Raw genomic sequence first — 23,621 nt, 5'->3', positions numbered from 1 at the left:
AAGGTTAAGTCGAATATTTTGAATTCAAATTACATATTAACTAAAATAATATGTAATCCTAAGGAGGTTATATGAAATGAATAAACAATACCAATCTTTATTTGAAGATTTTACTTTTAAAAGTGGCGTTCGTTTGAAAAACCGGGTGCTAATGGCACCTATGACGAACTTTGCATCAGATGATGATGGAATGGTCACTGATGAAGAACTTGCTTATTACAAAGAACGTGCTGGGGGCGTTGGAGCTCTTGTCACAGCTGTAGCTTACGTAACACCTGGAGGAAAAGGTTTTGTGAATGAAATTAGCGCGGCATCGGATGCAACGATTCCTAGTTTAAGAAAATTAGCGGATACGATCAAAGGAGAAGGTGCTAAAGCGATCTTGCAAATTTTCCATGCAGGCAGGATGGCACCGCCTGAATTATTACCCGACAATCAACCGACAAGTGCGAGTGCGGTTGCACCGCTTCGTCCAGATGCCCTCGTACCACGTGAATTAGAAGATCAAGAAATTAAATCCATTATCAATGATTTTGCCCAGGCAACTAGACGCGCCATTGAAGCGGGCTTTGATGGCGTGGAAATTCACGGAGCGAATACTTACTTAATACAACAATTTTTCTCACCCCATTCAAATAGACGAACAGACCAGTGGGGAGGCACGTTAGAAAAAAGAATGACATTTCCACTGGCGGTGATCGATGCGGTCAAACAATCTGTATCAGAACATGCAAATGAACCGTTTATCGTCGGTTATCGCTTATCACCTGAAGAAGCAGAAAACCCGGGTATCACAATTGATGACACCTTAGCATTTGCTGATGAGTTAAGTAAGCAAGACTTGGATTATCTGCATATATCCGTCCAAGATTTCTGGCAAGGCTCAATGCGAGATGATGAAGATAAGAAATCACGTATTCTAAAAATACATGAGCGGATTGGTGATCAACTACCGATCATTGGTGTTGGTTCTCTTTATTCAGCAGAAGACGTTAAGTCAGCAATAGATACAGGTGTTCCACTTATTGCTTTAGGAAGAGAACTGATTGTTGATCCTAAATGGGTTGAAAAGCTGGAAAGTGGAGAAGAAGACGCGATTCAAACGACTTTAACGAAAGCCGACCAAGAGCGATTAGTTGTTCCAAATACACTATGGCAAGCCATTACCAACACACCTGGTTGGTTCCCTGTCGTAGATAAGTAAAGAGAAAAAGCCTGTAGCATTTGCTACAGGTTTTTTCTGTCTAGGTCTCTAGACGTAGTTAAAAATAGAGCGCTAGCACATTACGTTATGGTGATGACTTGTGTAAACTATAAGTATAGTCAGATAGGAGGAACGTAAGATGTCTAAACAATCCAATCAACAATTGATAAAGTATTTACTGATCGTTTTTGCGATCGTGTTAGGGTTAGAAATATTAAACACCCAAAGCCCGCAATTCATTTGGATTATTATTTGGGGCGGTATTGTGTTTGTATCTTGGCAACATTATTACCGACCGATTGCACAAGTTATGTTTTGGATTAGTGCCGTAGGGCTTTCGATCACGATTCTTGATACAGCACTCATTCGATTTATAATTGTCGGTTTAATTGTGTATTTTTTATATGTTTATTTTCAAGATCATCAATCATCGAACGATCAAGGTGATGCCAATACTTCAGCTGATGAAGAACTTATTGATGGCGATATTTTGTTTACAAATCAATGGTTTGGTACAAGAAAAACTGAAAAAGACAACTACAAATGGCATGATATAAACTATCAAAGCATTGCGGGTCAAACCGTTATTGATTTAAATAAAACCGTTTTACCGTCTGATGAACCCACGATCGTTATTCAACAAATGTTCGGATCGATTAAAATTATAGTTCCGAATGATGTAGAAGTTCGCGTGCATCATTCAATTTTAACAGGATCGATTGATGTATTTGGTTATGGTGATGATCGTCTTGTAAATAGGACGCTTAATTTAAAAACACAGGGCTATGATGATGCCCATCAAAAGGTTCGAATATACTCCACGTTAATCGCAGGTAAAATTGAGGTGAAACGAGGATGAAACGGGTCTTAGCCCTTAGAATTTTGCGTCATACATTGCTTTGTTTTAGCTTGAGTGTGTTTGTTATGTATCTGGTCTCACAAACCGTTGACCAATTTGTCATTGTGACATTACTACACCCGAGCTTGTTTGATCTACCTCTTTGGAGTGTACTACTACTCACCAGTTTGATTGTGGGGATCGTTACCGGATTTCGACAGGTACATGATTTGAAATCAGAGATGAATACGATCGAGGGAGCTATTCGTAGCGTTTCATCAACTTCTAAAGAAACGATAATCACTTACAATGGTAAAAACCCAAAAACAAAAGCAATTATTGATCAAATAAGGACACTAAATCGTGAATTTGATCAACTCAATCATCGAATTGAAAAGGTTATGAGTGAAAAAATTGAAACTGAAGAAGCGCAAATTAAAGAACGGATTATTCAAGAGCGGCACCGACTAGCAAGAGAATTGCATGATTCGGTTAGTCAAGAATTGTTTGCTGTTTCCATGCTCGTCTCAGCGCTTAGAGAAATGAAAGAGATCGATAAATCCGCCATGAGTAAAATTGAACAAATGGTTCAACAAGCTCAGCTTGAAATGCGAGCCTTGCTTCTACACCTAAGACCAGCTGCTTTAAATGAACATACATTGCATGAAGGTGTCGAGCAACTATTAGCTGAGCTTAAACAAAAAGTTCATATTACAATCGAATCGCGAATTGAATCCTTTCATTTAAGTCGAATTGTAGAAGATCATTTGTTTAGAATTCTGCAAGAGTCTTTATCCAATGCGTTAAGGCACGCCAAGGCAGAACGTATTCAAGTCTCCCTTATTAAAAGAGGGAATCGAGCGGTTTTATCCATCATTGATGATGGCGTCGGTTTCGATGTGGATCATGAATATTCAGGATCATATGGACTTCGAAATATGAAAGAGCGAGCAGAAGAGATTGGTGCTAAATTTCAACTGATTAGTGTTAAAAATGAGGGCACAAAATTAAATGTTGATGTAGAAATTAGACAGGTAGAGGAGTGAATGGTGTGATTAAAGTGCTATTTGTAGATGATCATGAAATGGTTCGAATCGGGGTTGTCACCTATCTTTCCACTCAGCCAGACATCGAAGTCGTAGGAGAGGCGTCGAATGGTGAAGAAGCAATCTCATTAGCAGATCAACTAAAACCGGATGTGATTTTGATGGATATTGTGATGGATGGCATGGATGGTATCGAAGCAACTAAGCGTATTCTCACAACCCATCCTGATATGAAAATTATTATGGTTACAAGCTTCATTGATGATGATAAAGTGTATCCTGCCCTTGAAGCAGGGGCGACGAGTTACTTATTGAAAACGTCTAAAGCAAGTGTCATAGCGGATGGCATTAGGCAGACAGCAAAAGGTGAATCGGTTTTTGAACAAGAAGTCACGACGAAAATGACACGTCGAATACGAGATGAAGGTAAACCGCAACTGCATGAAGAACTAACGGCGCGTGAAATGGAAATTCTACTTTTAATTGCAGAAGGAAAAACGAATCAAGACATTGCTGATGAACTGTACATTGCGCAAAAGACAGCGAAGGCACACGTTAGCAACTTGCTCGGCAAGCTAGATGTCAACGATCGCACACAAGCAGCGATCTACGCTTATCAGCATAATTTAATTAAGTGAAAGGAGTGAAAGGAATGCAAAAAAAACGTTATTTAAGTGAGCTGTCTTATCATTTGCGCGGGCTGCCTAAAGCCGAGCGTGAAGAAGTTCTAAATCAATATAAAGAAACATTCAGTCAAGATGAAGCACTCGGGATTGATCCAGTTGATACGATCATAAAACTAGGCAGTGCGAAAAGGCAGGCAGAAATTGAGCTTGAAAAACACAGCCAACAAACCGAAGAACACGACACCTATCATACAACACCACTCAATATACCAGCTCTCATCCTTTTGATTATCGTTAATCTTATCTTTGTTGCACCGGCTGTTTTTGCTTTGGCGATTGTATCCTTAACCTTTTGGGCAATCTCTATAGGATTTATGGCAACGCCTTTTTTGACGATTTGGCAAACAACTCTTTTTCAGATGCCTGAAATTTTTATTCTCTTGTTGTTATTTGGCATTGGGACGCTTCTATTTGTTAGCAATTATTATGCCGTTCGAGGGTTGTTTTGGTTAGGGCAGCATTATTTCAATTGGATGAATCAATGGGTGAAGGGGTGAAAGTATGAAAAAACTAGCATTGATCGGATTGATCACATTTTTTGTCGGGCTTTTAGGTACGATCTATTATCGTGATCAATTCTTCGGGTTTACAAATGCACAAGAAGTAGAGGATGCATTAGAAATCGAACGAGCCGAAATTGACCGAATTGACATTGACGCAGATGTAGGGAGTATTGATGTACGTCCACATGCAGGCGATACGATAAGAATAGAGGCTTCAGGAATGATGAACCCAACACGCTCATCTCCACTTGAAGTCAATGATGAAGGCGAAAACCTATCGATCACATTGGCTCAAGGAGAACGATCATGGTTTTATTATTTACCGTATAGAAGTGATGTGTTATTTCATTTAACCATTTTTCTGCCTGAAGATTATGATGGGATTTTAAACGCTAAATTAAATGTTGGAACTATAAATATTGAAAGTTTAAGCCCTAGAACCCTATACACACAAGTTGATGCGGGTCGCGCTCATTTACGTAACTTAACAGTAGAGAATGGAACAATCGATCTTTCACTTGGTGAGGTCGCAATATCAAATGTAAAAGGACCGTGGTCGGTATCGAATCAAGTCGGTAATGTGAATATGCGTTTATCTGAATGGGAAGATGAAATTTTGATTAATTCATCTATTGGGAACATTCAAGTTGACTTGCCTATAGACCCAGATCAGGATCAATTTGAATTGACATCAACACTTGGCGATGTTCATTTAAGAGAAACATCTTCTTCTCTCTTTGAAGGTGTTGATCAAGATTCACAAACAGGCAGTTTAAAAGCAACAACGGACATAGGAAACATTGATGTCGACTGGTGAGAATAGGATTTAAAAAATTTAAATGTTCGAGGTGACAGAACACACACTACTTACACTTAATAATACTAGGTATAATGCTGTTTTTGATAAAAAGTGGTGTGTATCTTCTGAGAGCTTATGTACCTTTTAATCAAATGTGAGATGACAAAGAGACGCCTGCGGGAAAAGCACGAGCTGAAAATCCACTTAGGAAAGTGACTTTCTTTCCTAAGTTAGTTGAGGCCGTGCCCGCAGCAAGCGAGTGGTCGATCACACGAACACTTCTTATAAAAGCAGCGTGCTCTTTTTTCTTTATCTCAACAAATATTTCAGTGCAAAAAACAGTAATAAAGAAACCGACCAAAATCAAAGCGTGCTCTGTTTTTGGTCGGTTCATTTTTTTTAGGCACCATTTTCGTCTTCTTCTGTTCGATCAACGACACCAGCACGCGGAACCTTGATAGAAAATGAAATATCGTCATCCGTTAAATCAAGTTCTTGCACACTAAATCGGAAGTTACTTTGAATATCAATCTGTGTCACTGCAACATATATTTGTTCATTCGGTGCGTCGAATAAAAACCAATCGGGAGTAGCGACTTGTTGATTGACATAGTGCAAAATCCGATTCCGAGGCAAGTTAAGTAGTCCCATTGACATCTCGCTGACCTCAAGCACAAGATCTCCATTGTCCAATGCATTTGGATCCATGCGTACATTTAAAGGAATCGATGCGCCAAATGCGCCAAATGATCCGGTTAAATGAATATCTTCATCAATATGAACAGAAAAATCAGCGTTTTCTGCAAGTAAGACTTGATCCAAATAGTCATTTATTAACTCATTTAAATCTTCTTTAGTCGATTCAACCCTAAATTCAGCACCGGGTTCGTCAATATATTGAGGAGTAGGTAACGGATCCGATTGTGGGGGTGATGAAAAGATTAAAATACCGAACACGGTGATGATAAATAAGTTTAAGCCGAACAAAATGACAAAATAAACTTGCCAATTATGCTTTTTACTCACTTGTTCATCCTGCGTTTCTTCGTTTGTATCCGTCATGTGACCTCACCTACCTTTATATAAATCATTATTCAAGAGAAATTGAACCATCGGAATCATCGAATGGGTCTTCAGTTTCCTCTACATCTTCTGCTGTTTCGTGCATCTCATCTAATAAGGGTAGAATTGTTGAGAGAACACGAGATCCCATTAATGAATAGCCAGTTTCATTCGGATGGAAATTATCATCTGCTAGTAAGTTGACATCATCAATCGAGAACAAGTCTTCTATGGAAATGAAATGAGCATTTGGATACATCTGAACAACTTCGGCACCTGTTTGGTTCCATTCATCTAAAATATCATACAGGGCTTCAACGTCCTCAAAATAACCAGCAAACGGATTGAAAAATCCAATTAAAAAGACTTCAGTTTCTTCATTGTATTCATTAATTAATTCAAAAATTTCATGTAATCGATTTTCATAATCATTTAATTCACTTGAAAATGCAGCTTCGTTCAAGTCCATAATATTTTCTCGGACAATGCGCATAATATCATTCGCGCCAATTGTGATGAGCACAACATCTGAACGACTGATCGAACGTTGAATGGCATTTTCTTCTTCTAAACGCGTAATCAATTGATCCGTTCGATTCCCACGTCTACCAAAGTTGTCAATATTCACACGATAATCTTTATTCGTTAAACGTCTTTCTAATACCCCAACATATCCGGCATTATTTGTCTCATCCCCAACACCTTGTGTAAGCGAGTCACCTAAAGCAGTAATATGGTAATCATTCTGTGTGAAGACGTTTAGCGTTTGATCAATCGCATCACGTAAATTTTGTGACAGGTCACCTGCTGCTGTTTGTGATTCTTCATCCATGGATTCGACCTGTTCAATCACTTCATCAATGTTGTCACCATCAGGTTCAGTTGTTGTTGTTTCATTCCATGTACTCGGTGGTATGATTAGAAAAATGAAACCACCGATTAATAACAGCACAATGGCTATTAAAATCAGCATTTTTTTACGACGTCTCGTCATGTTAAACACCCATTCAAATTGATATAGTCGATATAAATTATTCCCTAAATGTATAACGCTCAAACAAAGCTGTGCCTTTCATTATAAGCGAATAAAGAGAAACGTCGCAACCTTTCCATACAAAAAGCCCCTCTAATTTATTAGAGAGGCAAAAAGTGTATAATCATTGGCTTAGCTCGTGCGTCTAGGGTGAGTACGAACTTCTTTTGATTTTTTAAATAAGCACGTGCCTTCAACTACAAATTGACCATTTGCTTCTGCTTGTTCCTTCAAAGTCGTTGTATCTTGCTTTGTTTTAAGCCAAATGACTTTGGCAGAAGAAGGCAGTTTGTCAACGGCATCAACATCACTAATATAGGCTAGATCAACTGTATCAACCGTTGCTGGGTCAGTTGTATATTGGAAGCCGAACTTTTTAATTTTTTTCAAACAGTTATGCCCTTCATCAGAACCGTACACGACAATAGATTTCGGTCGAATGTCAGCATTTTCTCTTGCAAAAGGTGATTCGAGCACCCAGTGAATCGCATCATCCAACGTTGGTTCGACCGTTGGTGATGTATATGTTGCTTTAGCAATCGCCTGGTCAAGGTCTTGGATTAAATCATCAATACTCTCAAGGCCGACAGACAATCTAATTAATGATTCGGTTACACCACTTGATTTTAATCCTTCTTCTGAGAGCTGTTGATGTGTCGTTGAAGCAGGGTGAATAATGAGTGACTTCACATCACCAACATTAGCAACGTGTGAGAACAGTTCGATGTTATCAATCACGGCACGCCCCGTATTACGATCACCTTTGACACCGAATGTAATAACGGAACCATACGTATCTATTAAATACTGATTGGCAAGTTCGTGTGACGGGTGACTCTTAAGCCCTGGATAGTTGACCCACTCAACTTGGGGGTGTTGATCCAACCATTCTGCAATTTTTAAGCTGTTCGTTGCATGTTGCTTTACACGTAAGTTTAATGTTTCAAGACCTTGTAAAAACTGAAAAGCATTTTGCGGACTTAAAGCGGGACCAATATCACGTAACAATTGAACGCGTAATTTGATCGCAAAGCCAGCAGGACCAACATCAATACCGAAACGTACACCATGATAGGAAGGATCAGGATTCGTAAAGCCTGGGAACTTCTCTTGATTCCAATCGAATCGACCACCATCAACAACGACACCGCCAACTGTTGTCCCGTGTCCACCGATCCATTTTGTTGCAGAGTGAACAACGATATCAGCACCCCAACGAATTGGATTTGAACCGTAAGGGCTTGCAAACGTATTGTCGATGATTAATGGAATGGAAGCTTCATGCGCAACATCTGCTACTTTTTCAATATCAATCACGTTTAAAGAAGGGTTTGTAATGGTTTCTGCGAAAATGGCCTTCGTTTTATCGGTAATGGCTTCCTTAAAGTTATTCGGATCCGTTCCATCAACAAACTTCACTTCAATACCGTACTTGGGCAATGTTTGGCTAAATAAGTTGTAAGTACCCCCGTAAAGGTTGCTATCTGTTAAGATTTCATCACCAGCACTTGCTATGTTTAAAATGGATAACGTAATAGCAGACATACCAGAAGCTGTTGCAACAGCGGCAACCCCGTCTTCTAATAATGCAACGCGTTGTTCAAATGCATCAACTGTTGGGTTCATGATTCGCGAATAAATATTGCCGGGCTCTTTAAGGGCAAAAAGATCTTGTGCATGTTCTGTATCACGGAATACGTATGAAGTCGTTTGATAAATAGGCACAGCTTGTGCACCTGTCGTTGGATCTGGAGATTGCCCTCCGTGAATAAGCTGAGTTGCTTTACCGATTGAAGAAAAGTATGAATCTGTCATGTTAAAATCCTCCTTACATATAGTGGATGTACGCTCTTATTTATAGAGAATCGTAACTAAAAACCCCTCTTCTTAAATTATAAGAAGAGGGGTGAACGATCGATTCCTCCTCTTATCTCTCAGACCCATTAGATCTGTAGGATTTGGCACCATTACAATTAATCGTTGCTGGTTGCCGGGCGTCTCAGGGCCTATTCCCTCAGCCTCTCTTGATAAGAGCTATACATGTTAGTTTGGATTATAGAGAAAAATTGGTAGAACGTCAAGTAGTTTTCGGAAAATTTTAAAAATAGCGACAATAGCTTAAGATTTAGATAATAATATCATCATCGTAATCACTCGACCCTTTAATTTCGATAATCAGTCGATGTGGTAGGCAAATACTCGTCTGCCCGGGTCTATCAATCCAGCTTGTTTGAACGGCAATTTGATCAGGGCTATTATCTTCTTTAACACGAATACGTGGACCATCAATTTCTACAATATTATACTGACCATCGTTGGGGTAGTATGTTATCTCTTGATGTGGCGTATCTTCAGATAAGACAAATTCATCAACCACTTCACCGTTGATCGAAACAACAGCAATTGTTTCATCATCATTTGGACTCGCCTGTGTGTAATTAAAAATAAAAAAGGGTAAGAAGGAAATAACAAGTAAAAAGGCGACGACAAAGACATCAGCCAGTCGCATCTGTTCTTTTAGTAATTGATACATAATAAACTCCCTTTAAAAGCAAGTATTTTCTTTATCGTAAGTGCAACACAAGCTATTGTCAACGATTGTTGAAAACTTTAGTTGTAAATAGATGCTAACGATTGTTAATTTGTGCTATATTATGGTCATCAGTAAAAAAGGAGGGGAATTTTTTTGGATATTCTCGCATTTATATTAGGTCTAATTCTTGTTTTAAATATTACCCTTGCCTTTACGATTGTATTTTTAGAGCGTAAAAACCCAACATCAACGTGGGCTTGGCTGCTCGTTTTAACGTTTGTTCCTTTAGGCGGTTTCTTCCTATATTTAATATTTGGCCGAAAACTAAGCAAGCATAAATTGTTTGTGTGGGATAATAAAAGTCGTTTAGGTGTCAAAAAAGCAGTTCAAAATCAATTGCAGCTTTTAAAAGAAGGAAGTTTTCCAATACCACCACAATATCAACCGCATAAAGATTTATTTTATATGCATTTGAAAAATAACGATGCCATTTTAACAGAGAATAACAAAGTGGATGTGTTTAACGATGGTAAGAAAAAATTTGATGCACTTATTGAAGATATTGAACAAGCAAAGCACCACATTCACATATTGTATTACATTGTTAGGAGTGATGAGCTCGGTCAACGAATCGCGAATGCCTTAAAGAAAAAAGCAAAACAAGGAGTGGAAGTGCGCTTTTTGTATGATGACATGGGGTCACGTAAATTAAAGAAATCATATGTTAAAGACTTACGAGAAGCTGGTGTAGTGGTCGAGTCGTTTTTTCCATCGCTCATTCCGAAAATTAATATGAAAATTAATCATCGGAACCATAGAAAGTTAGCCATTATTGATGGGAAAGTCGGTTATATTGGTGGATTTAATATTGGCGATGAATATTTAGGCTATAATCGGAAATTCGGTTATTGGCGTGATACGCATTTGCGTGTTGAGGGCGAAGCGGTCAGAAATATGCAAACACGTTTTATTTTAGATTGGAATCAAGCTTCAAAGCGTCGAATTATTCAATATGAACCGGCTTATTATCAAGCCATTCCTCAAGGGGATGTCGGGATGCAGATTGTCTCGAGTGGTCCTGATTCTGAATGGGAGCAAATTAAGAATGGTTACATAAAAATGATTATGGAAGCGCAAGACTATGTCTACATTCAAACACCTTATTTCATTCCTGATGAAAGTTTGGCAGATGCTGTTCGAATTGCTTCACTTTCAGGCATTGATGTCCGCATTATGATCCCCAATAAGCCGGATCATCCGTTTGTTTACTGGGCGACGTACTCGTATGTTGGGAATATGTTAGATGCTGGCGCTAAAATTTATATTTACCAAAACGGATTTTTGCATTCAAAAACGATTATGGTTGACGGGAAATTAGCATCTGTCGGCACTGCAAATATTGATGTACGTAGTTTTCGTTTGAACTTTGAGGTAAACGCATTTCTTTATGATCAAAATGTGACACAACGGCTTGTTGGTGATTTTTATAACGATATGAACAACTCGTATTTATTTACACTAGAAGATTACCAAAAACGTTCATATTGGATTCGATTTAAAGAATCTGTAGCACGATTAATCTCACCGATTTTATAAACGTTTTAATAGCGAACGAATACTACGTCAAAAGGCGTGTTATTCGTTCTTTATTTTGCTCTTAAAGGTTTTTTTGTATTATACTGTATGAAGAAGTGAGGAGTGTTCGTATGGAAATTTTATCAGTGGAACAATTATCGAAAGCATATGGTGATAAGGAATTATTTAATTCAATATCTTTTTCGATTGAAAAACAAGAGCGCATTGGCTTAGTTGGTGTGAACGGAACGGGTAAATCCACCTTTTTAAAAGTGATCGCGGGTGTAGAAGATAGAGACTTGGGCACGATTAATCATGCGAAAGATTTTTCAGTCGCTTATTTAAATCAGGAGCCTGAATTAATTGAAGACAGCACGGTTTTAAACGAAGTATTTGAAGGCGATGCACCGATCATGATTGCGTTGCGTCATTATGAATCTGTCCTCGATCAATTGAAAAAAGCACCTGAAGATGAAAAGTTACAAGATAACTTCACAAAAGCTCAAGCGAAAATGGACGAATTAGACGCTTGGGAAGCAGAGCAAACGGCTAAAACGATTTTAACGAAACTCGGTATTGAACAATTCGACCAAACGATAAAATCCCTCTCTGGTGGTCAGAAGAAACGTGTCGCCTTAGCAAAAGCATTGATTCAACCAGCAGATTTAATGATCTTAGATGAGCCGACGAACCATTTAGATCATGAAACAATTGAATGGTTAGAAAAATACTTACCGACCTATCCAGGTGCGATTATTCTCGTGACGCACGACCGTTATTTTTTAAATCGTGTAACGAATCGAATATTTGAATTGGATCACGGAAATCTCTATCGTTATATTGGGAATTATGAGACGTATTTAGAGAAAAAAAGTGAACGACTGCGTCAAGAAAAAGAGCAAGAACAAAAACATGCCAATACTTTAAAACGAGAAATCGCTTGGCTGAAAAGCGGAGTGAAGGCGCGTTCAACGAAGCAAAAGGCACGGATCGACCGTGTAGAAGAGATGAAAGAACAAAGTTTTCAAACAAAGGAAGAATCCATTGATGTTGGAGTTTCTTCTAAACGTTTAGGTAAAAAAGTGATTGAATTGAATCAAGTGCAAAAAGCGTATCAAGGTGAGGCGATCATTCCATCATTTGATTTCTTAATCAAACCGAAAGATCGAATCGGCATTGTCGGCGCAAATGGAAGCGGGAAGACCACGCTTTTAAATATTATATCGGGCTACATAAAACCAGACCAAGGCCAAGTTGAGGTGGGGCCAACAGTAACGTTTGGGTATTATACACAAGACCACTCTGAAATGGATGAAGAGTTAAGAATCATTGATTACATTCGCCAAACGAAAGAAGTTATGTACACCGATTCGGGTGAGAGAATTTCAGCAGAAAAAATGCTCGAACGCTTTTTATTCTCGCGAGATAAACAGTGGACCTATATTAAAAGGCTATCTGGTGGGGAGAAACGTCGTCTTTATTTATTGAAAGTGTTAATGGAAGAACCGAATGTATTATTGTTAGATGAGCCAACGAATGATCTTGATACAGAAACATTAGCGATTTTAGAAGACTATCTAGATCAGTTTCCTGGTGTCGTCATCACGGTTTCACACGATCGTTACTTTTTAGACCGTGTGACGGAACAGTTAATTATTTTTAATCAACCTGGGCAAATCGAAAAGTATTTCGGTAACTATTCTGAGTGGTTAAAAAAACAATCGGAGACAAAACCAACTAAGCAAAAAAATCAATCAACACAAGAAAAGCCAAAACGTAAGCGTAAAAAACTTTCGTATAACGACCAAAAAGAGTGGAATCAAATAGAAGATGATATAAGTGAACTTGAATTAGCGATTGAACAAGAACAAGAAAAGATTACAGCTGCAGGTGCAGATGTCGAAGCAGCCCAAGAGCACTATCAAAGCGTAAGCGAACTTGAACAAAAACTTGAGGCGAAAATGGAACGTTGGGAAGAGTTAGCGATTTTAGTGGAAGAAGCCGAACAATCGTAAATCGTTTCATGAACAGAAACAATTCGTGTATACTAGCACTAGATGAATTTGAAGGAGGAGTAGAAAATGGCAGATCAAGCATTACAAGAAAAATATGCAGAACTTGCTTTAAAAACAGGTGTAAACTTACAAAAGGATCAAGTGTTAATGATCAACTCATCAATTGAAGGAGTTGAATTCACGCGCACGGTGGTAAAAAAAGCATTTGAACTCGGGGCTAAAGATGTGATCATTAATTGGCAAGATGATGAGATTTCACTTACGAAATATCAACATGCCTCAGTCGATGTATTAACAGATATCCCTCAGTGGATGGTTGATAAATATATGAGTGTCGCCGAAGCGGGTGGAGCGCTTCTTTCAATCCGTTCAACAAATCCAGATTTACTAAAAGATGTAGATCCGGAGAAAGTGGCAAAAGCGACGAAAGCATCAGCAGAAGCGATGAAAGAATTCCGTAAATATACGATGAACGATCGCATTGCTTGGTCTATTATCTCGATTCCAACAGGAGATTGGGCGAAAAAAATCTTCCCAGGCGAATCAACTGAATCGGCTAAAGAAAAGCTATGGGAGCAAATCTTTAAAATTGTACGTGTCGATCAAGATGATCCAGTTAAAGCATGGGATGAGCACAATCAATTATTAGAAGATGCTCGTGAGCGTCTTAATAATAAGAAATACAAAACATTAATTTTCAAAGCACCAGGAACAGATATTTCATTTGATCTACCAGAAGGTCATATTTGGAAAGGTGGCGCGGCGAAAACAGAAGAAGGCCGTGCATTTAATCCCAATATGCCGACTGAAGAAGTCTTCACTTTACCAGCTAAGTACGGTGTCAATGGTGTCGTATCGAATACGAAGCCTTTAATCTATGGTGGGAATACGATTGATAATTTCAAATTAACGTTTAAAGATGGTCAAGTAGTTGATTTTGAAGCGGAGCAAGGCTATGATACATTGAAACACTTACTTGAAACAGATGAAGGAGCTAAACGATTAGGTGAATTAGCACTTGTACCAGATGCTTCACCAATTTCTCAATCCGGGCTCATCTTCTATAATACGTTATATGATGAGAATGCATCTTGTCACATCGCTTTAGGTAAAGCGTATCCGACGAATATTAAAGGTGGTTCATCGATGTCAGATGATGAATTAGACCAAAACAATGTGAATGATAGTCTGACACATGTCGACTTTATGATTGGTTCAGATGAGCTTGATATTGATGGAGTCACACCTGATGGAAAAACAGAACCTGTATTTAGAAAAGGTGCATGGGCACTCGATCAGTAAAATGAAATGCCTCGTTCAAACGATGAACGAGGCGTTTTTAACTCTTTACTAATTCTGTTGTGACAACAGAAACGTTTACTGGATTGCCTGTGACCTTGTGACTCACTCTCGGTGGCCGCTTGCCGTGGGTACGGCTTCAGCTAACTGAGTAAAGAATGGCACTTTCCTCAGTGGATCTTCAGCTCGTACTTTTCCCACTGGCGTCGCCACCGATCATTCGTCACGTTTTATTCATTATTTAAAAAGTAGTTATACGAGCATTAAAATAGAATAATTATTTTTAAAATAAGCAATATTCAGCGGAATCAAAATGTGTAGACTCCTACGGGAAAAGCACGAGTCTCTGAGACCCCGCAGGCTCGTTCTTTGGGCTGAGGGGGCTCGAGCCGTGCCCGTGGAAAGCGAAGCATTTTGATGGAGCGATGAATATAGAAATGACCTATTTGATTAATCCTCAAATAGGTCATTTTTTAATAGAACAGCTTTGATCATACCGTAGCTAACGTCATCTGGTAGCATATCTTTGATTGCTTTTAGGCGGACTTCTTCAATTTCATCAAGCACCTCAAGTACGAGCTGCTCGACTTCTTGGTCGAAAAAGTCGTGCCATTCAAGTGGATAGCCTTCCTGATATGCTTGAAGTAAATGCGCTTCGACAGTTGATTCCTTGATCGCACGTTTAGATGCAATTAAAGAGAGTGAGTAACCTTTTTTATAAAGTCTATAACTAATGATGTGACTTTTTTCATCACTAGCATCAAGCTGGATCGTCTCCAAAAAGCTTTCACCATATTGTTCAAACTTTTTAAGGCCGACTCCTTTAATATTAAGCATATCCGATTTCGTAACGGGTTTTAGCCTGCTCATATCTTTTAAGGTCGCATCTGAGAAGATGACGTAAGGTGGTACATTCTCATCTTGTGCAATTGATTTTCTTAATGTACGCAACGCCTCGAATAATTTTGTATCATAATCTGATGCATCTGCTTCTTGAATCGTGACTTGTCGCATATAAACAGCTCGCTCACCTTTAAGTACAGCGGCCGCTTTAGCTGTCAATTGTAAGGTTGGGAATTTTGAGTCACCAGTTGTTAAATAACCCTCAGCGACTAAAAAGTGAATGAATTGTGTAATTTCTTTTTCGGTCTTATTTCTCATCAAACCATATGTGGACAAGTGATCAAAGCGGAATTGTTTCACTTTTTGATCTTTTGATCCTTTTAAAACCTTAGCGGTAAGACCAGCACCAAATTTTTGATCCATACGCATGACACAACTTAAGATCATTTGGGCATCTTGGGTGCGATCGATTTTTTCATCGGTATGTGTACAGTTCGTACAATGACCGCACTCACCATATCGGTTTGGATCATTAAAATAATCCAACATGTAGGCAGATAGGCAATTTTCTGTATGACAGTAATTGACCATCGCTTGAAGTTTTTTATATTCTTGAACCTTTTTCTCATCACTTAAGCCGGACTGTTCGATTAAAAATTTCTGCAGTTGAGTGTCTTGACCAGAAAATAATAAGATGCAATCACTTGGTTCACCGTCTCGCCCCGCACGACCTGCTTCTTGGTAATAGGCCTCAATGTTCATCGGTAAGCTGTGGTGAATGACGAATCGAACGTTGGATTTATCAATCCCCATCCCAAACGCATTGGTGGCGACCATGATTGTTTTTTCATCATTAATAAATTTGGATTGTTCACGCCGTCTTATGTCTTCAGATAATCCTGCATGATAATGGGCTGCTTTATACCCTTTTTGCAAAAGTAAGCCGTGCACAGAATCAACTAGTTTACGAGTCGGTGCATAAATAATACCCGATTCTTGCTTATGTTTTTCGATGAAATCGAGAATAAATCTGTCTTTATCTTGTCCTTTGACCAAATGAAAATGCAAGTTGTCTCGCTTGAATCCTGTATTGATCACGTGGTTGTGATCAATCGTCAATAAGGATTGAATGTCTTGAATGACTTCAGGTGTGGCGGTTGCGGTTAATCCTAGTTTAAATGGGATGTGATCGAGCTCATTTAATACAGGAATAATCGATCTGTAGCTCGGTCTAAAATCATGTCCCCATTGTGAGATACAATGTGCCTCATCAAATGCCAAAAAGGAAACATCAATTTGTTTCATAAGTGATAAGAAGTGTTCACTCATGAACCTCTCAGGTGCGACGTAGACAAAATTAAAGACACCTTCACGAATTAAGTGCATCCGATTCATGTAATCTTCTTTTGATAGTGTACTGTTTATATAGGTTGCGTGAATGCCGATTTGTTCTAAACTATCGACTTGGTCTTTCATTAATGAAATTAAAGGTGAGATAATAATGGCCGTTCCGTCTAATAGTAGGCCGGGTATTTGATAACAAATCGATTTCCCACCGCCTGTTGGCATAATGCCAAGCGCGTTTTCTTGATTAAGTGCCATTTCGATAAGTTCTGTTTGGCCTGATCTGAATTGATCATAGCCGAAATATGTTTTTAAGACGTCTTGGGCATCTAAAACGTTCATCATAAGCCCCTTTCTAAGCATAAAAAATAACCGTCTCATTAGTTTATCACATTCCAAAGTGAAAGATAATGAGACGGTATAAGTTTATTAAAATAAGTTTTTATGCCCGACAGGTTTTTGGTCTGTATAAACATGATAGAAGTGGCTAACAATCGTTTTGGCAACAGCGTAGGCTGGAACGGCAAATAATAGTCCTAAAAATCCAGCGATTGCACCTGCTGCTAAAATGAGTGTAATCACAGTTAATGGGTGTACTTTTAATACTTTTCCCATCACGTTCGGTGAGATCAAATTACTTTCAATTTGTTGGGCGACAATCATAATAATCGCCGTCCAAAGCCCAATCAATGGATCTTGGAAAAAACCGATTATAACGGCGGGTATAGCCGAGAGCCAAGGACCAACAAATGGAATTAAATTCATAAATAGACCAAACACCGCAAGCATTAAGGCATAATTTAAGCCGACTGCAATGTAACCAATATAAAGCATTATACCAACACAAAGGCTAACTAATGCCTGACCTTGAATAAAGGCAGCTAGTGAACGGTTAATGTTTTGAAGTAAAGTCTCCAAACTATCTGCTTTTGACTTAGAGAAAAAGCTCGTTGCAAAAGGAATAAATTTACCGCTATCCTTCAACATGAAAAACAGGAAAAACGGGATTAATAAGAACGAAAAGACAAAACTAAATAGCGAACCGATGAAACCAAATAATGACGACGCGATTTGCTCAAAGTAGTCTTCAATATTATTAATCACATTTTCAATCGACTCTTCAATCGTCTCAGGTATGTATTCTTGACGGTTTTGCCATAATTGCCAAATTTCATCAAATGAATCGACCATAGCGGGTGCATTGTCAGAAAGTCTGGCGAATTGTTCTTGGATCGGTGGGATAATAAAGTAAATACTAAAATAAACAACCGATATAAGAATGATAAAGACGGCTAACACACCATATATACGTTTGATTTTAAATTTTTCTAGTAAATTAACAAGTGGATTGGTTAAATAAAACAACAAACCGGCACCAACAATTGGGACTGCAATCGCTGCGATCAATGTGCCGACTGGACGAAAAATAAAGCCAGTTAAGTTGAGTAGAAATATAAGTGTAAAAACAAGAATAGCATAGGCTAAAAAACGAAACGGTTTCTGTTCTGTCATGACTAACACCTCTGTAATAAAATATGTAGCCATATCATAGCACAATTTGCCTCATTTGTACGAAAAACAAAAGAAAAACCGAATGATCAGATTTTACTCTGATTATTCGGTTATCTAATCATTATTTAGATTTTCTTATTTTCAATAAGATGAAATAAAAAGCAGGTAGTAACCATAATGTTAAAGCTGTTGCAAATAGAATGCCGTATACGATCGATACTGCAAGCGGTCTAAATAAGACATCACCTGTAATGATGATCGGAATCAGTGCGGCCATCGATGTTAATGTCGTTAAAATAATAGGACGAAGGCGCGCACGTCCTGCTTCTTGGAACGCTTCTAATTGGGTATCATAAATCGCTTTGTTTTGTTCAATAAACTCGATTAATAGAATCGAGTTTCTAACAACAACCCCTGATAAGGCGACAATTCCAAGTACTGCTAAGAAGCTAAGTGGTTCACCGGATACAAAGAGTCCGATAAAGGCACCTGCGACAGCTAATAGAATCGTTGCCGTAATAAGAAGAGGCGTTGTTAATGAATTAAATTGAACAACTAGCGTCATGTAAATTAAGAACAAGACGACTAAAAATAGTGTCCCAACTTCTAAAAAGAATTCTGACTCAGCATCCGCACTACCAGTTGTGATGAGTGAATAATCGCTCGGTAGCTCAGATTCAAATTGGTCAATTACAGCTTCAGCATCACCAGCTAAATCAGCATCATCATCTGATTGGTAGGCTTCAAGTGTAATCGCTCGATCGCCATCTATATGTGGGATGGACGCAATTTGTGTACTTTCTTCTGCACTGATTAAGTCATCAAGTGAAAGAATAGAAGGCATTTGACCTTGACCATCAGGGAACCCAATCACTTCTAGTTCCTCTAAGTTTAAACGATCTTCATCGCCATCATCGTATCGTACTTCTAAATCAAATCGATCAACGCCATCATCAAATGTACCTAAGGGCGCTCCGACATTAGCGAGTTGCATAAGTGAAGTAACCTGTTCACGGTCGATCCCTTCAGATTCAAGAAGTTCATCATCAATTTCATAGTCAATCACAGGCTGTGATAAATCAGTATTCATAATCACGACTGATGAAGAATCAAGAGCATCTAAGTCCGATTCGAGTGAATCAGCAAGTCGAGACAGCTCTTCTAAATCAGGTCCCTGTACGGAAACTTCAACTTCAGCTCCTTCAGGAGGACCGGATACGATTGTTGTTAAGAAAACTTCAGCGTCACTATAGGCATCACGAATTTCATTTTCCCAATCGTCAATAAATTCTGTTGCACTGTATGAATCGCGATCAACACGAACAACGATTTGACCTGTATTTTCGCCAGTTCGTGACATTTGAGAGTTGAAAATGTTTGGTAATCCATCACCCGTGTAAGTGACGGTTTCATTGATATGGTCAGCTTCGTCCTGGATGAAGGCTTCTATATCAAGGATTTCGGATTGTGTCTGTTCAATCGGTGTTCCTTCATCTAAACGAACCGAGATGGTTACTTCTTCTCTGTCAGCAGATGGGAAAAATTCAAATGGAACAAATAGTGCTAAACTTAATAAAGCTAGTGAAACGATCACACCTACAATACTCGTCATCACTGGTTTTTTTAGTGTGAACGGAATAATTGACTCAGCATATATATCCGCGATCTTATTTAAAATCCCGTTTAACCATCCTGCACGTTGCTTGCGTGTCTTTTTCATTCGACGCTTTTGTGAATAGCGTATAACAGGGATGAAGGTTAAGGCAATAAACGTTGATGCGAGTACGGTAAAGACAAGTGCAAGGGGTAATCCTCGAATAAAGTCACCGTTACTTCCAGATAAAAAGGTTAATGGAACGAAACTGAAGACGATTAATAAAGTCGACGTCACAATTGAGACAGAAACCTCTTTCACACCTTTCCTTGTCCCTTCAAAGGCATCCATCCCTTTTTCGAATTGCCTTTGAATGTTGTCGTTAACCACAATCGCATCATCAACTAATATACCAATGGCAACAATAATCCCAATGACTGATATTTGATTCAAATCAACACCGAAAAACGGTAGCGGAATTAAACCAAATATAATCGATAATGGAATAGCGATCGCTACTAAAATTGCTGAAGATGTCGTTAAGCCTAAAAGCATCACAATAAATACCGCAATGAGTGAGATGATTAGTGATTGAATGAGATTTGAGTAAACTTCATCAATAACAGTACTTTGGGTAAAGTACTGATCCACACTAATACTCTCTGGTAATTCATCAAATAATGGTGTGACTGTCTCATCAATCGACTCCTGCAAGGCAACAATGTTTGTGCCAGTATCTGCTTGGATCGTTAATGAGATAGCGGCTTGGCCTTCATAGTCGATTAAATCACTAGACGGTTCGTGATCGAGTTCAATAGAAGCTACATCTACTAATCGAATGGGCTCATCATCTTGCGCTTGGCCGATAATCATTTGTTCAAGATCATCAATTGAACTGGCATCTGAGAGTGAGAGCTGATAAATAGTCTCATCTCGTACCTCGGTACCAATGGCAATCGGTGATAAGGCCTCGTTTAATCGTTCGATGACAACATTAGGTTGTAATTGATTTTCATTTAATGCGTCTGGATCAATATTAACGGCTAATGTTTGTTCGGGGAGTCCTTTTATTTGAATCCCTTCTACACCACTGATCTCACTAATTTGTGTTTCGATTTCATCGAAATGATCACGGTTATCGAGAAGCTCATCGATTGAGTCGGCTAGAAAATGATAGGTGGCTACATTTGATTGAATAAGGTCTGTGTTCACGTTGATGCTTCTCACATCACTAGAAAATTGCTCAGATTCTTCGGATACAGTTTGCTGAATGGAATTATAAACCATTTCAGTGTTACTAAGCCCGTCTTCTACCATGACGGTAATATTAGCAAAGCCTGTTGTTGATGTTGAACTGACCTCTTCAATCCCATCAATTGAACTTAATGCTTCTTCAATTGGATTGGTCACATTTCTCTCAACAATCTCAGGATTTGCCCCTGGATAGACGACGGATATATTCGCAATTTCTTGCTCGATTTCAGGAATATCCCTTTTTGGAAGTTGAATATATGTTAGTACTCCGACTAACAACAATAAGCTCACGATGAGCCAAATAATTTTACGGTAGCGTAGAAGTAGTGCCACGTTTAGGTCCCCCTTATATTTCGTATAACTTTTGTATAAATTTTTATAACAACTATCTATTTCCCAAAAAAAGTGAATAACAAACTTAATTTAGTAAAGTTTCTTACAAAAGGATGACAAAGAGATAACAATTCATTGAAAAGAACTGTTTTTCGTTTGAGTTTAGATACTCGGTGTTATAGGATAGCTAACAAATTCAATTTCTGAAGGATGAGAGAGATGAAACGTGAAGCTTTTTTTGATAATGCAAAGTTTATTGTGATTACACTTGTAGTATTTGGGCATGTGATACAACCGTTAACAGTGGATTCAACAGCTATGCGAACATTATATGAATGGATCTATTTATTCCATATGCCTGCGATTATTTTAGTGAGTGGTTTTTTTGCAAAAGGGCATTATTCATGGAAGTATTTATGGGCGTTGAGTCGTAAACTATTAATTCCTTATTTATTATTTCAAAAAGTCTATACAAGCTATTTTTATTTTACAACTTCAGCAGGTTGGGATACGCCAATGTTTGAACCACACTGGTCACTATGGTTTTTACTGAGCTTGTTTTCTTGGCACATTCTATTAATTGGATTTAAACATATACCAGCGAGATTTGGTATTCCTCTTGCGTTTGTAATGGGTATATTAATTGGGTATGTGGATCCAATTGGTCATACGTATAGTCTTTCACGGACATTTGTCTTTTTCCCGTTCTTCTTAATCGGGTATTGGTTAACAAAAGATCAACTATTCCTAGTAAAAACAACAATTGCAAGACGCGTAAGTCTCGGATTATTTGTACTTGCTTTTGTACTTGTGTATCTCTTACCTGAAATTCCTGTTGGTTGGTTGTTTGGCTCATCATCTTATGCGGCGTTAGATGTTGGGTTAAGTGGTGGGATTATACGAGTCATCCAGTACATGGTTATGCTTGTGATGGTCTTTAGCCTGTATGCGTGGATTCCGAGAAAACAGTTCATCTGGACTAATTTAGGTGAACAAACGATTTACGTTTATTTACTCCATGGTCTGTTTGTACAGTTCTTTAGACAGTATGAAGTACTGCAAGCTAACACCTTCTTTGACTTAGTGATCATCGTTGCGATCAGTTTAGGTATTGTCTTGTTATTATCAAGTAAGCCGATTTTCATCTCATTCCAACCCATTATTGAAACAAAAACGACAGCAATCAAAGCGCATATGGAACAAATAAATTCAAACCGAGCTTAAGGCTCGGTTTGATTTATGTTAAGTGTATTTTGTTAGGATGCGGTCGACAGGTGCTGCGTACATATCGCCAAAAAGATTCAGATGAACGAGCAAATGAAAGAGTTGATAAAGCGGTTTAATATCTTCATAGTAATCAGCAATTGGAAACGTATCGTGATAAGCATCATAAAAGCCATTACCAAAACCACCGAATAATTCTGTAAAAGCAAGTTCAAAGTGACGGTCACCATAAACAATTGAAGGATCAATTAGAAAAGGCGTTTGGTTCTTGCTCGTTAACCAATTACCACCCCAAAGGTCACCGTGTAAAAGTGATGCGTGCGTAAGATCAGGCACGAAGTGGTCAAGATTCTCCATCAATTGTGTGAGTTGTTTTTGTCTCTTTTTTGTCATCGTCCCACGTTTAAGTCCGACATTTAGTTGATGTTTGAGCCTGTGATCTCGGTAGTAATCCACCCAGGAGTCCGTAAGTTGATTTGGTTGCGTGAGTGTTCCCATATAACCGTCCCGATCGAGACCGAATGCAGATTGTTTTTGCATGTGTAACTGCGCAAGCTCACGACCTAACTGGCTTGAAGCTTCAGGAGACGAAGAAGTTGAATCGATCCATTCCATCACCATTAAATGCGGATCATTTTCAATCGTATAGATGGTTGGAATATGAACGGTTTCCGTCTCTTTTAAACGGTCTAAACCGAGTTTTTCAAAACGAAAGAAATCACTTGTTACATTTTGATTGGCTTTAACAAAAAAGCTAGCCGCATTAGTATCCACCTTGAAACTTTGATTGATGTCGCCTCCAGATACGGATTTAATCGATTGAATGGATAATTGATGATCGATTTTTTCAATTGCTCGTTTGATGGCTTGTTCCATAGTCAGTTGCCTCCTTTACTTCTAGTATACGTTCTGCTATACATGAAT

At 38.5% G+C, this 23,621-nt stretch carries 19 protein-coding genes and 1 riboswitch; of the genes, 10 read left to right on the top strand and 9 right to left on the bottom strand.

Annotated elements, in window-relative coordinates:
* Nucleotides 1-76 precede the first annotated feature (76 nt).
* From BLR62_RS00705 to BLR62_RS00680, 6 genes are all read left to right on the top strand, one after another.
* Nucleotides 77-1,204 carry an NADH-dependent flavin oxidoreductase gene (locus BLR62_RS00705; protein ID WP_090791822.1) on the top strand — a complete coding sequence of 376 codons (1,128 nt, stop codon included), beginning with the start codon at nt 77-79 and terminating at the stop codon, nt 1,202-1,204.
* 139 nt (nt 1,205-1,343) lie between these two features.
* Nucleotides 1,344-2,063 carry a cell wall-active antibiotics response protein LiaF gene (gene liaF, locus BLR62_RS00700; protein ID WP_090791819.1) on the top strand — a complete coding sequence of 240 codons (720 nt, stop codon included), beginning with the start codon at nt 1,344-1,346 and terminating at the stop codon, nt 2,061-2,063.
* The gene (locus tag BLR62_RS00695) at nt 2,060-3,088 is read left to right on the top strand and encodes a sensor histidine kinase (RefSeq protein WP_090791816.1); all 1,029 of its coding nucleotides are present in this window, start codon (nt 2,060-2,062) and stop codon (nt 3,086-3,088) included. Before liaF ends, BLR62_RS00695 begins: the two co-directional genes overlap by 4 nt.
* A 5-nt stretch (nt 3,089-3,093) precedes the next feature.
* On the top strand, nt 3,094-3,726 hold the full coding sequence (locus BLR62_RS00690; RefSeq protein ID WP_090791814.1) for a response regulator: 633 nt from the start codon (nt 3,094-3,096) through the stop codon (nt 3,724-3,726).
* A 14-nt stretch (nt 3,727-3,740) separates the two neighbouring features.
* Entirely contained in the window at nt 3,741-4,271 is a 531-nt protein-coding gene (locus tag BLR62_RS00685; protein WP_090791812.1) for a DUF1700 domain-containing protein, read from the top strand.
* 4 nt (nt 4,272-4,275) lie between these two features.
* Nucleotides 4,276-5,094 carry a DUF4097 family beta strand repeat-containing protein gene (locus BLR62_RS00680; RefSeq protein WP_090791810.1) on the top strand — a complete coding sequence of 273 codons (819 nt, stop codon included), beginning with the start codon at nt 4,276-4,278 and terminating at the stop codon, nt 5,092-5,094.
* A gap of 130 nt (nt 5,095-5,224) precedes the next feature.
* Here the strand turns inward: BLR62_RS00680 and BLR62_RS00675 are convergent, their stop codons facing one another.
* The 5 genes from BLR62_RS00675 to BLR62_RS00655 all read right to left on the bottom strand — a co-directional run bounded on the left by BLR62_RS00675 (nt 5,225) and on the right by BLR62_RS00655 (nt 9,704).
* Nucleotides 5,225-5,470, bottom strand: a complete 246-nt coding sequence (locus tag BLR62_RS00675) for a hypothetical protein (RefSeq protein WP_090791807.1) — start codon at nt 5,468-5,470, stop codon at nt 5,225-5,227.
* A 5-nt stretch (nt 5,471-5,475) separates the two neighbouring features.
* Nucleotides 5,476-6,138: a YpmS family protein gene (locus BLR62_RS00670; protein WP_090791805.1), complete on the bottom strand. Its 663-nt coding sequence runs from the start codon at nt 6,136-6,138 to the stop codon at nt 5,476-5,478.
* Between the two features lie 28 nt (nt 6,139-6,166).
* Nucleotides 6,167-7,132 (bottom strand): SGNH/GDSL hydrolase family protein, encoded by a 966-nt coding sequence (locus BLR62_RS00665; protein WP_090791803.1) that lies wholly within the window; start codon nt 7,130-7,132, stop codon nt 6,167-6,169.
* Between the two features lie 171 nt (nt 7,133-7,303).
* On the bottom strand, nt 7,304-8,986 hold the full coding sequence (locus BLR62_RS00660) for an O-acetylhomoserine aminocarboxypropyltransferase/cysteine synthase family protein (RefSeq protein ID WP_090791801.1): 1,683 nt from the start codon (nt 8,984-8,986) through the stop codon (nt 7,304-7,306).
* A 109-nt stretch (nt 8,987-9,095) separates the two neighbouring features.
* Nucleotides 9,096-9,205: riboswitch (SAM riboswitch) on the bottom strand.
* Nucleotides 9,206-9,296: 91 nt separating this feature from the next.
* Nucleotides 9,297-9,704, bottom strand: coding sequence for a NusG domain II-containing protein (locus tag BLR62_RS00655; RefSeq protein WP_090791799.1), 408 nt, complete (start codon nt 9,702-9,704; stop codon nt 9,297-9,299).
* A gap of 153 nt (nt 9,705-9,857) precedes the next feature.
* Here BLR62_RS00655 and cls point away from each other — a divergent pair, with 153 nt between their 5' ends.
* The 3 genes from cls to BLR62_RS00640 all read left to right on the top strand — a co-directional run bounded on the left by cls (nt 9,858) and on the right by BLR62_RS00640 (nt 14,596).
* Entirely contained in the window at nt 9,858-11,300 is a 1,443-nt protein-coding gene (gene cls / locus BLR62_RS00650; protein ID WP_090791796.1) for a cardiolipin synthase, read from the top strand.
* Nucleotides 11,301-11,410: 110 nt separating this feature from the next.
* Complete coding sequence (locus tag BLR62_RS00645; protein WP_090791793.1) at nt 11,411-13,294, top strand: ABC-F family ATP-binding cassette domain-containing protein; 1,884 nt, start codon at nt 11,411-11,413, stop codon at nt 13,292-13,294.
* A 66-nt stretch (nt 13,295-13,360) separates the two neighbouring features.
* Nucleotides 13,361-14,596: an aminopeptidase gene (locus tag BLR62_RS00640; protein ID WP_090791790.1), complete on the top strand. Its 1,236-nt coding sequence runs from the start codon at nt 13,361-13,363 to the stop codon at nt 14,594-14,596.
* Nucleotides 14,597-15,043: 447 nt separating this feature from the next.
* On the opposite strand, the gene recQ is transcribed toward BLR62_RS00640, so the two are convergent.
* The 3 genes from recQ to BLR62_RS00625 form a co-directional block, all read right to left on the bottom strand.
* Nucleotides 15,044-17,122, bottom strand: a complete 2,079-nt coding sequence (gene recQ, locus BLR62_RS00635; protein WP_090791787.1) for a DNA helicase RecQ — start codon at nt 17,120-17,122, stop codon at nt 15,044-15,046.
* An 87-nt stretch (nt 17,123-17,209) separates the two neighbouring features.
* The gene (locus tag BLR62_RS00630; protein ID WP_090791784.1) at nt 17,210-18,292 is read right to left on the bottom strand and encodes an AI-2E family transporter; all 1,083 of its coding nucleotides are present in this window, start codon (nt 18,290-18,292) and stop codon (nt 17,210-17,212) included.
* Nucleotides 18,293-18,413: 121 nt separating this feature from the next.
* Nucleotides 18,414-21,473: an efflux RND transporter permease subunit gene (locus BLR62_RS00625; protein ID WP_090791781.1), complete on the bottom strand. Its 3,060-nt coding sequence runs from the start codon at nt 21,471-21,473 to the stop codon at nt 18,414-18,416.
* A 219-nt stretch (nt 21,474-21,692) separates the two neighbouring features.
* Here BLR62_RS00625 and BLR62_RS00620 point away from each other — a divergent pair, with 219 nt between their 5' ends.
* Nucleotides 21,693-22,697: an acyltransferase family protein gene (locus BLR62_RS00620; protein WP_090791778.1), complete on the top strand. Its 1,005-nt coding sequence runs from the start codon at nt 21,693-21,695 to the stop codon at nt 22,695-22,697.
* 18 nt (nt 22,698-22,715) lie between these two features.
* Here BLR62_RS00620 and BLR62_RS00615 read toward each other — a convergent pair whose 3' ends face one another.
* Entirely contained in the window at nt 22,716-23,573 is an 858-nt protein-coding gene (locus BLR62_RS00615) for a fructosamine kinase family protein (RefSeq protein WP_090791774.1), read from the bottom strand.
* Nucleotides 23,574-23,621: the final 48 nt, after the last annotated feature.

Origin of the sequence: Pelagirhabdus alkalitolerans (assembly GCF_900096905.1) — a bacterium.
In the GTDB taxonomy this organism is placed as follows: domain Bacteria; phylum Bacillota; class Bacilli; order Bacillales; family Amphibacillaceae; genus Pelagirhabdus; species Pelagirhabdus alkalitolerans.
The sequence above is the reverse complement of the archived record's forward strand: the minus strand, read 5'-3'. Positions and strand labels throughout refer to the sequence as shown.

Excerpts from the sequence above, each read along its gene's own strand:
- BLR62_RS00705 (WP_090791822.1), top strand. The coding sequence starts at position 77 with ATGAATAAACAATACCAATCTTTATTTGAAGATTTTACTTTTAAAAGT.
- liaF (WP_090791819.1), top strand. The coding sequence starts at position 1,344 with ATGTCTAAACAATCCAATCAACAATTGATAAAGTATTTACTGATCGTT.
- BLR62_RS00695 (WP_090791816.1), top strand. The coding sequence starts at position 2,060 with ATGAAACGGGTCTTAGCCCTTAGAATTTTGCGTCATACATTGCTTTGT.
- BLR62_RS00685 (WP_090791812.1), top strand. The coding sequence starts at position 3,741 with ATGCAAAAAAAACGTTATTTAAGTGAGCTGTCTTATCATTTGCGCGGG.
- BLR62_RS00680 (WP_090791810.1), top strand. The coding sequence starts at position 4,276 with ATGAAAAAACTAGCATTGATCGGATTGATCACATTTTTTGTCGGGCTT.
- BLR62_RS00675 (WP_090791807.1), bottom strand. The coding sequence starts at position 5,470 with ATGAACCGACCAAAAACAGAGCACGCTTTGATTTTGGTCGGTTTCTTT.
- BLR62_RS00670 (WP_090791805.1), bottom strand. The coding sequence starts at position 6,138 with ATGACGGATACAAACGAAGAAACGCAGGATGAACAAGTGAGTAAAAAG.
- BLR62_RS00665 (WP_090791803.1), bottom strand. The coding sequence starts at position 7,132 with ATGACGAGACGTCGTAAAAAAATGCTGATTTTAATAGCCATTGTGCTG.
- BLR62_RS00660 (WP_090791801.1), bottom strand. The coding sequence starts at position 8,986 with ATGACAGATTCATACTTTTCTTCAATCGGTAAAGCAACTCAGCTTATT.
- BLR62_RS00655 (WP_090791799.1), bottom strand. The coding sequence starts at position 9,704 with ATGTATCAATTACTAAAAGAACAGATGCGACTGGCTGATGTCTTTGTC.
- BLR62_RS00645 (WP_090791793.1), top strand. The coding sequence starts at position 11,411 with ATGGAAATTTTATCAGTGGAACAATTATCGAAAGCATATGGTGATAAG.
- BLR62_RS00640 (WP_090791790.1), top strand. The coding sequence starts at position 13,361 with ATGGCAGATCAAGCATTACAAGAAAAATATGCAGAACTTGCTTTAAAA.
- recQ (WP_090791787.1), bottom strand. The coding sequence starts at position 17,122 with ATGAACGTTTTAGATGCCCAAGACGTCTTAAAAACATATTTCGGCTAT.
- BLR62_RS00630 (WP_090791784.1), bottom strand. The coding sequence starts at position 18,292 with ATGACAGAACAGAAACCGTTTCGTTTTTTAGCCTATGCTATTCTTGTT.
- BLR62_RS00620 (WP_090791778.1), top strand. The coding sequence starts at position 21,693 with ATGAAACGTGAAGCTTTTTTTGATAATGCAAAGTTTATTGTGATTACA.
- BLR62_RS00615 (WP_090791774.1), bottom strand. The coding sequence starts at position 23,573 with ATGGAACAAGCCATCAAACGAGCAATTGAAAAAATCGATCATCAATTA.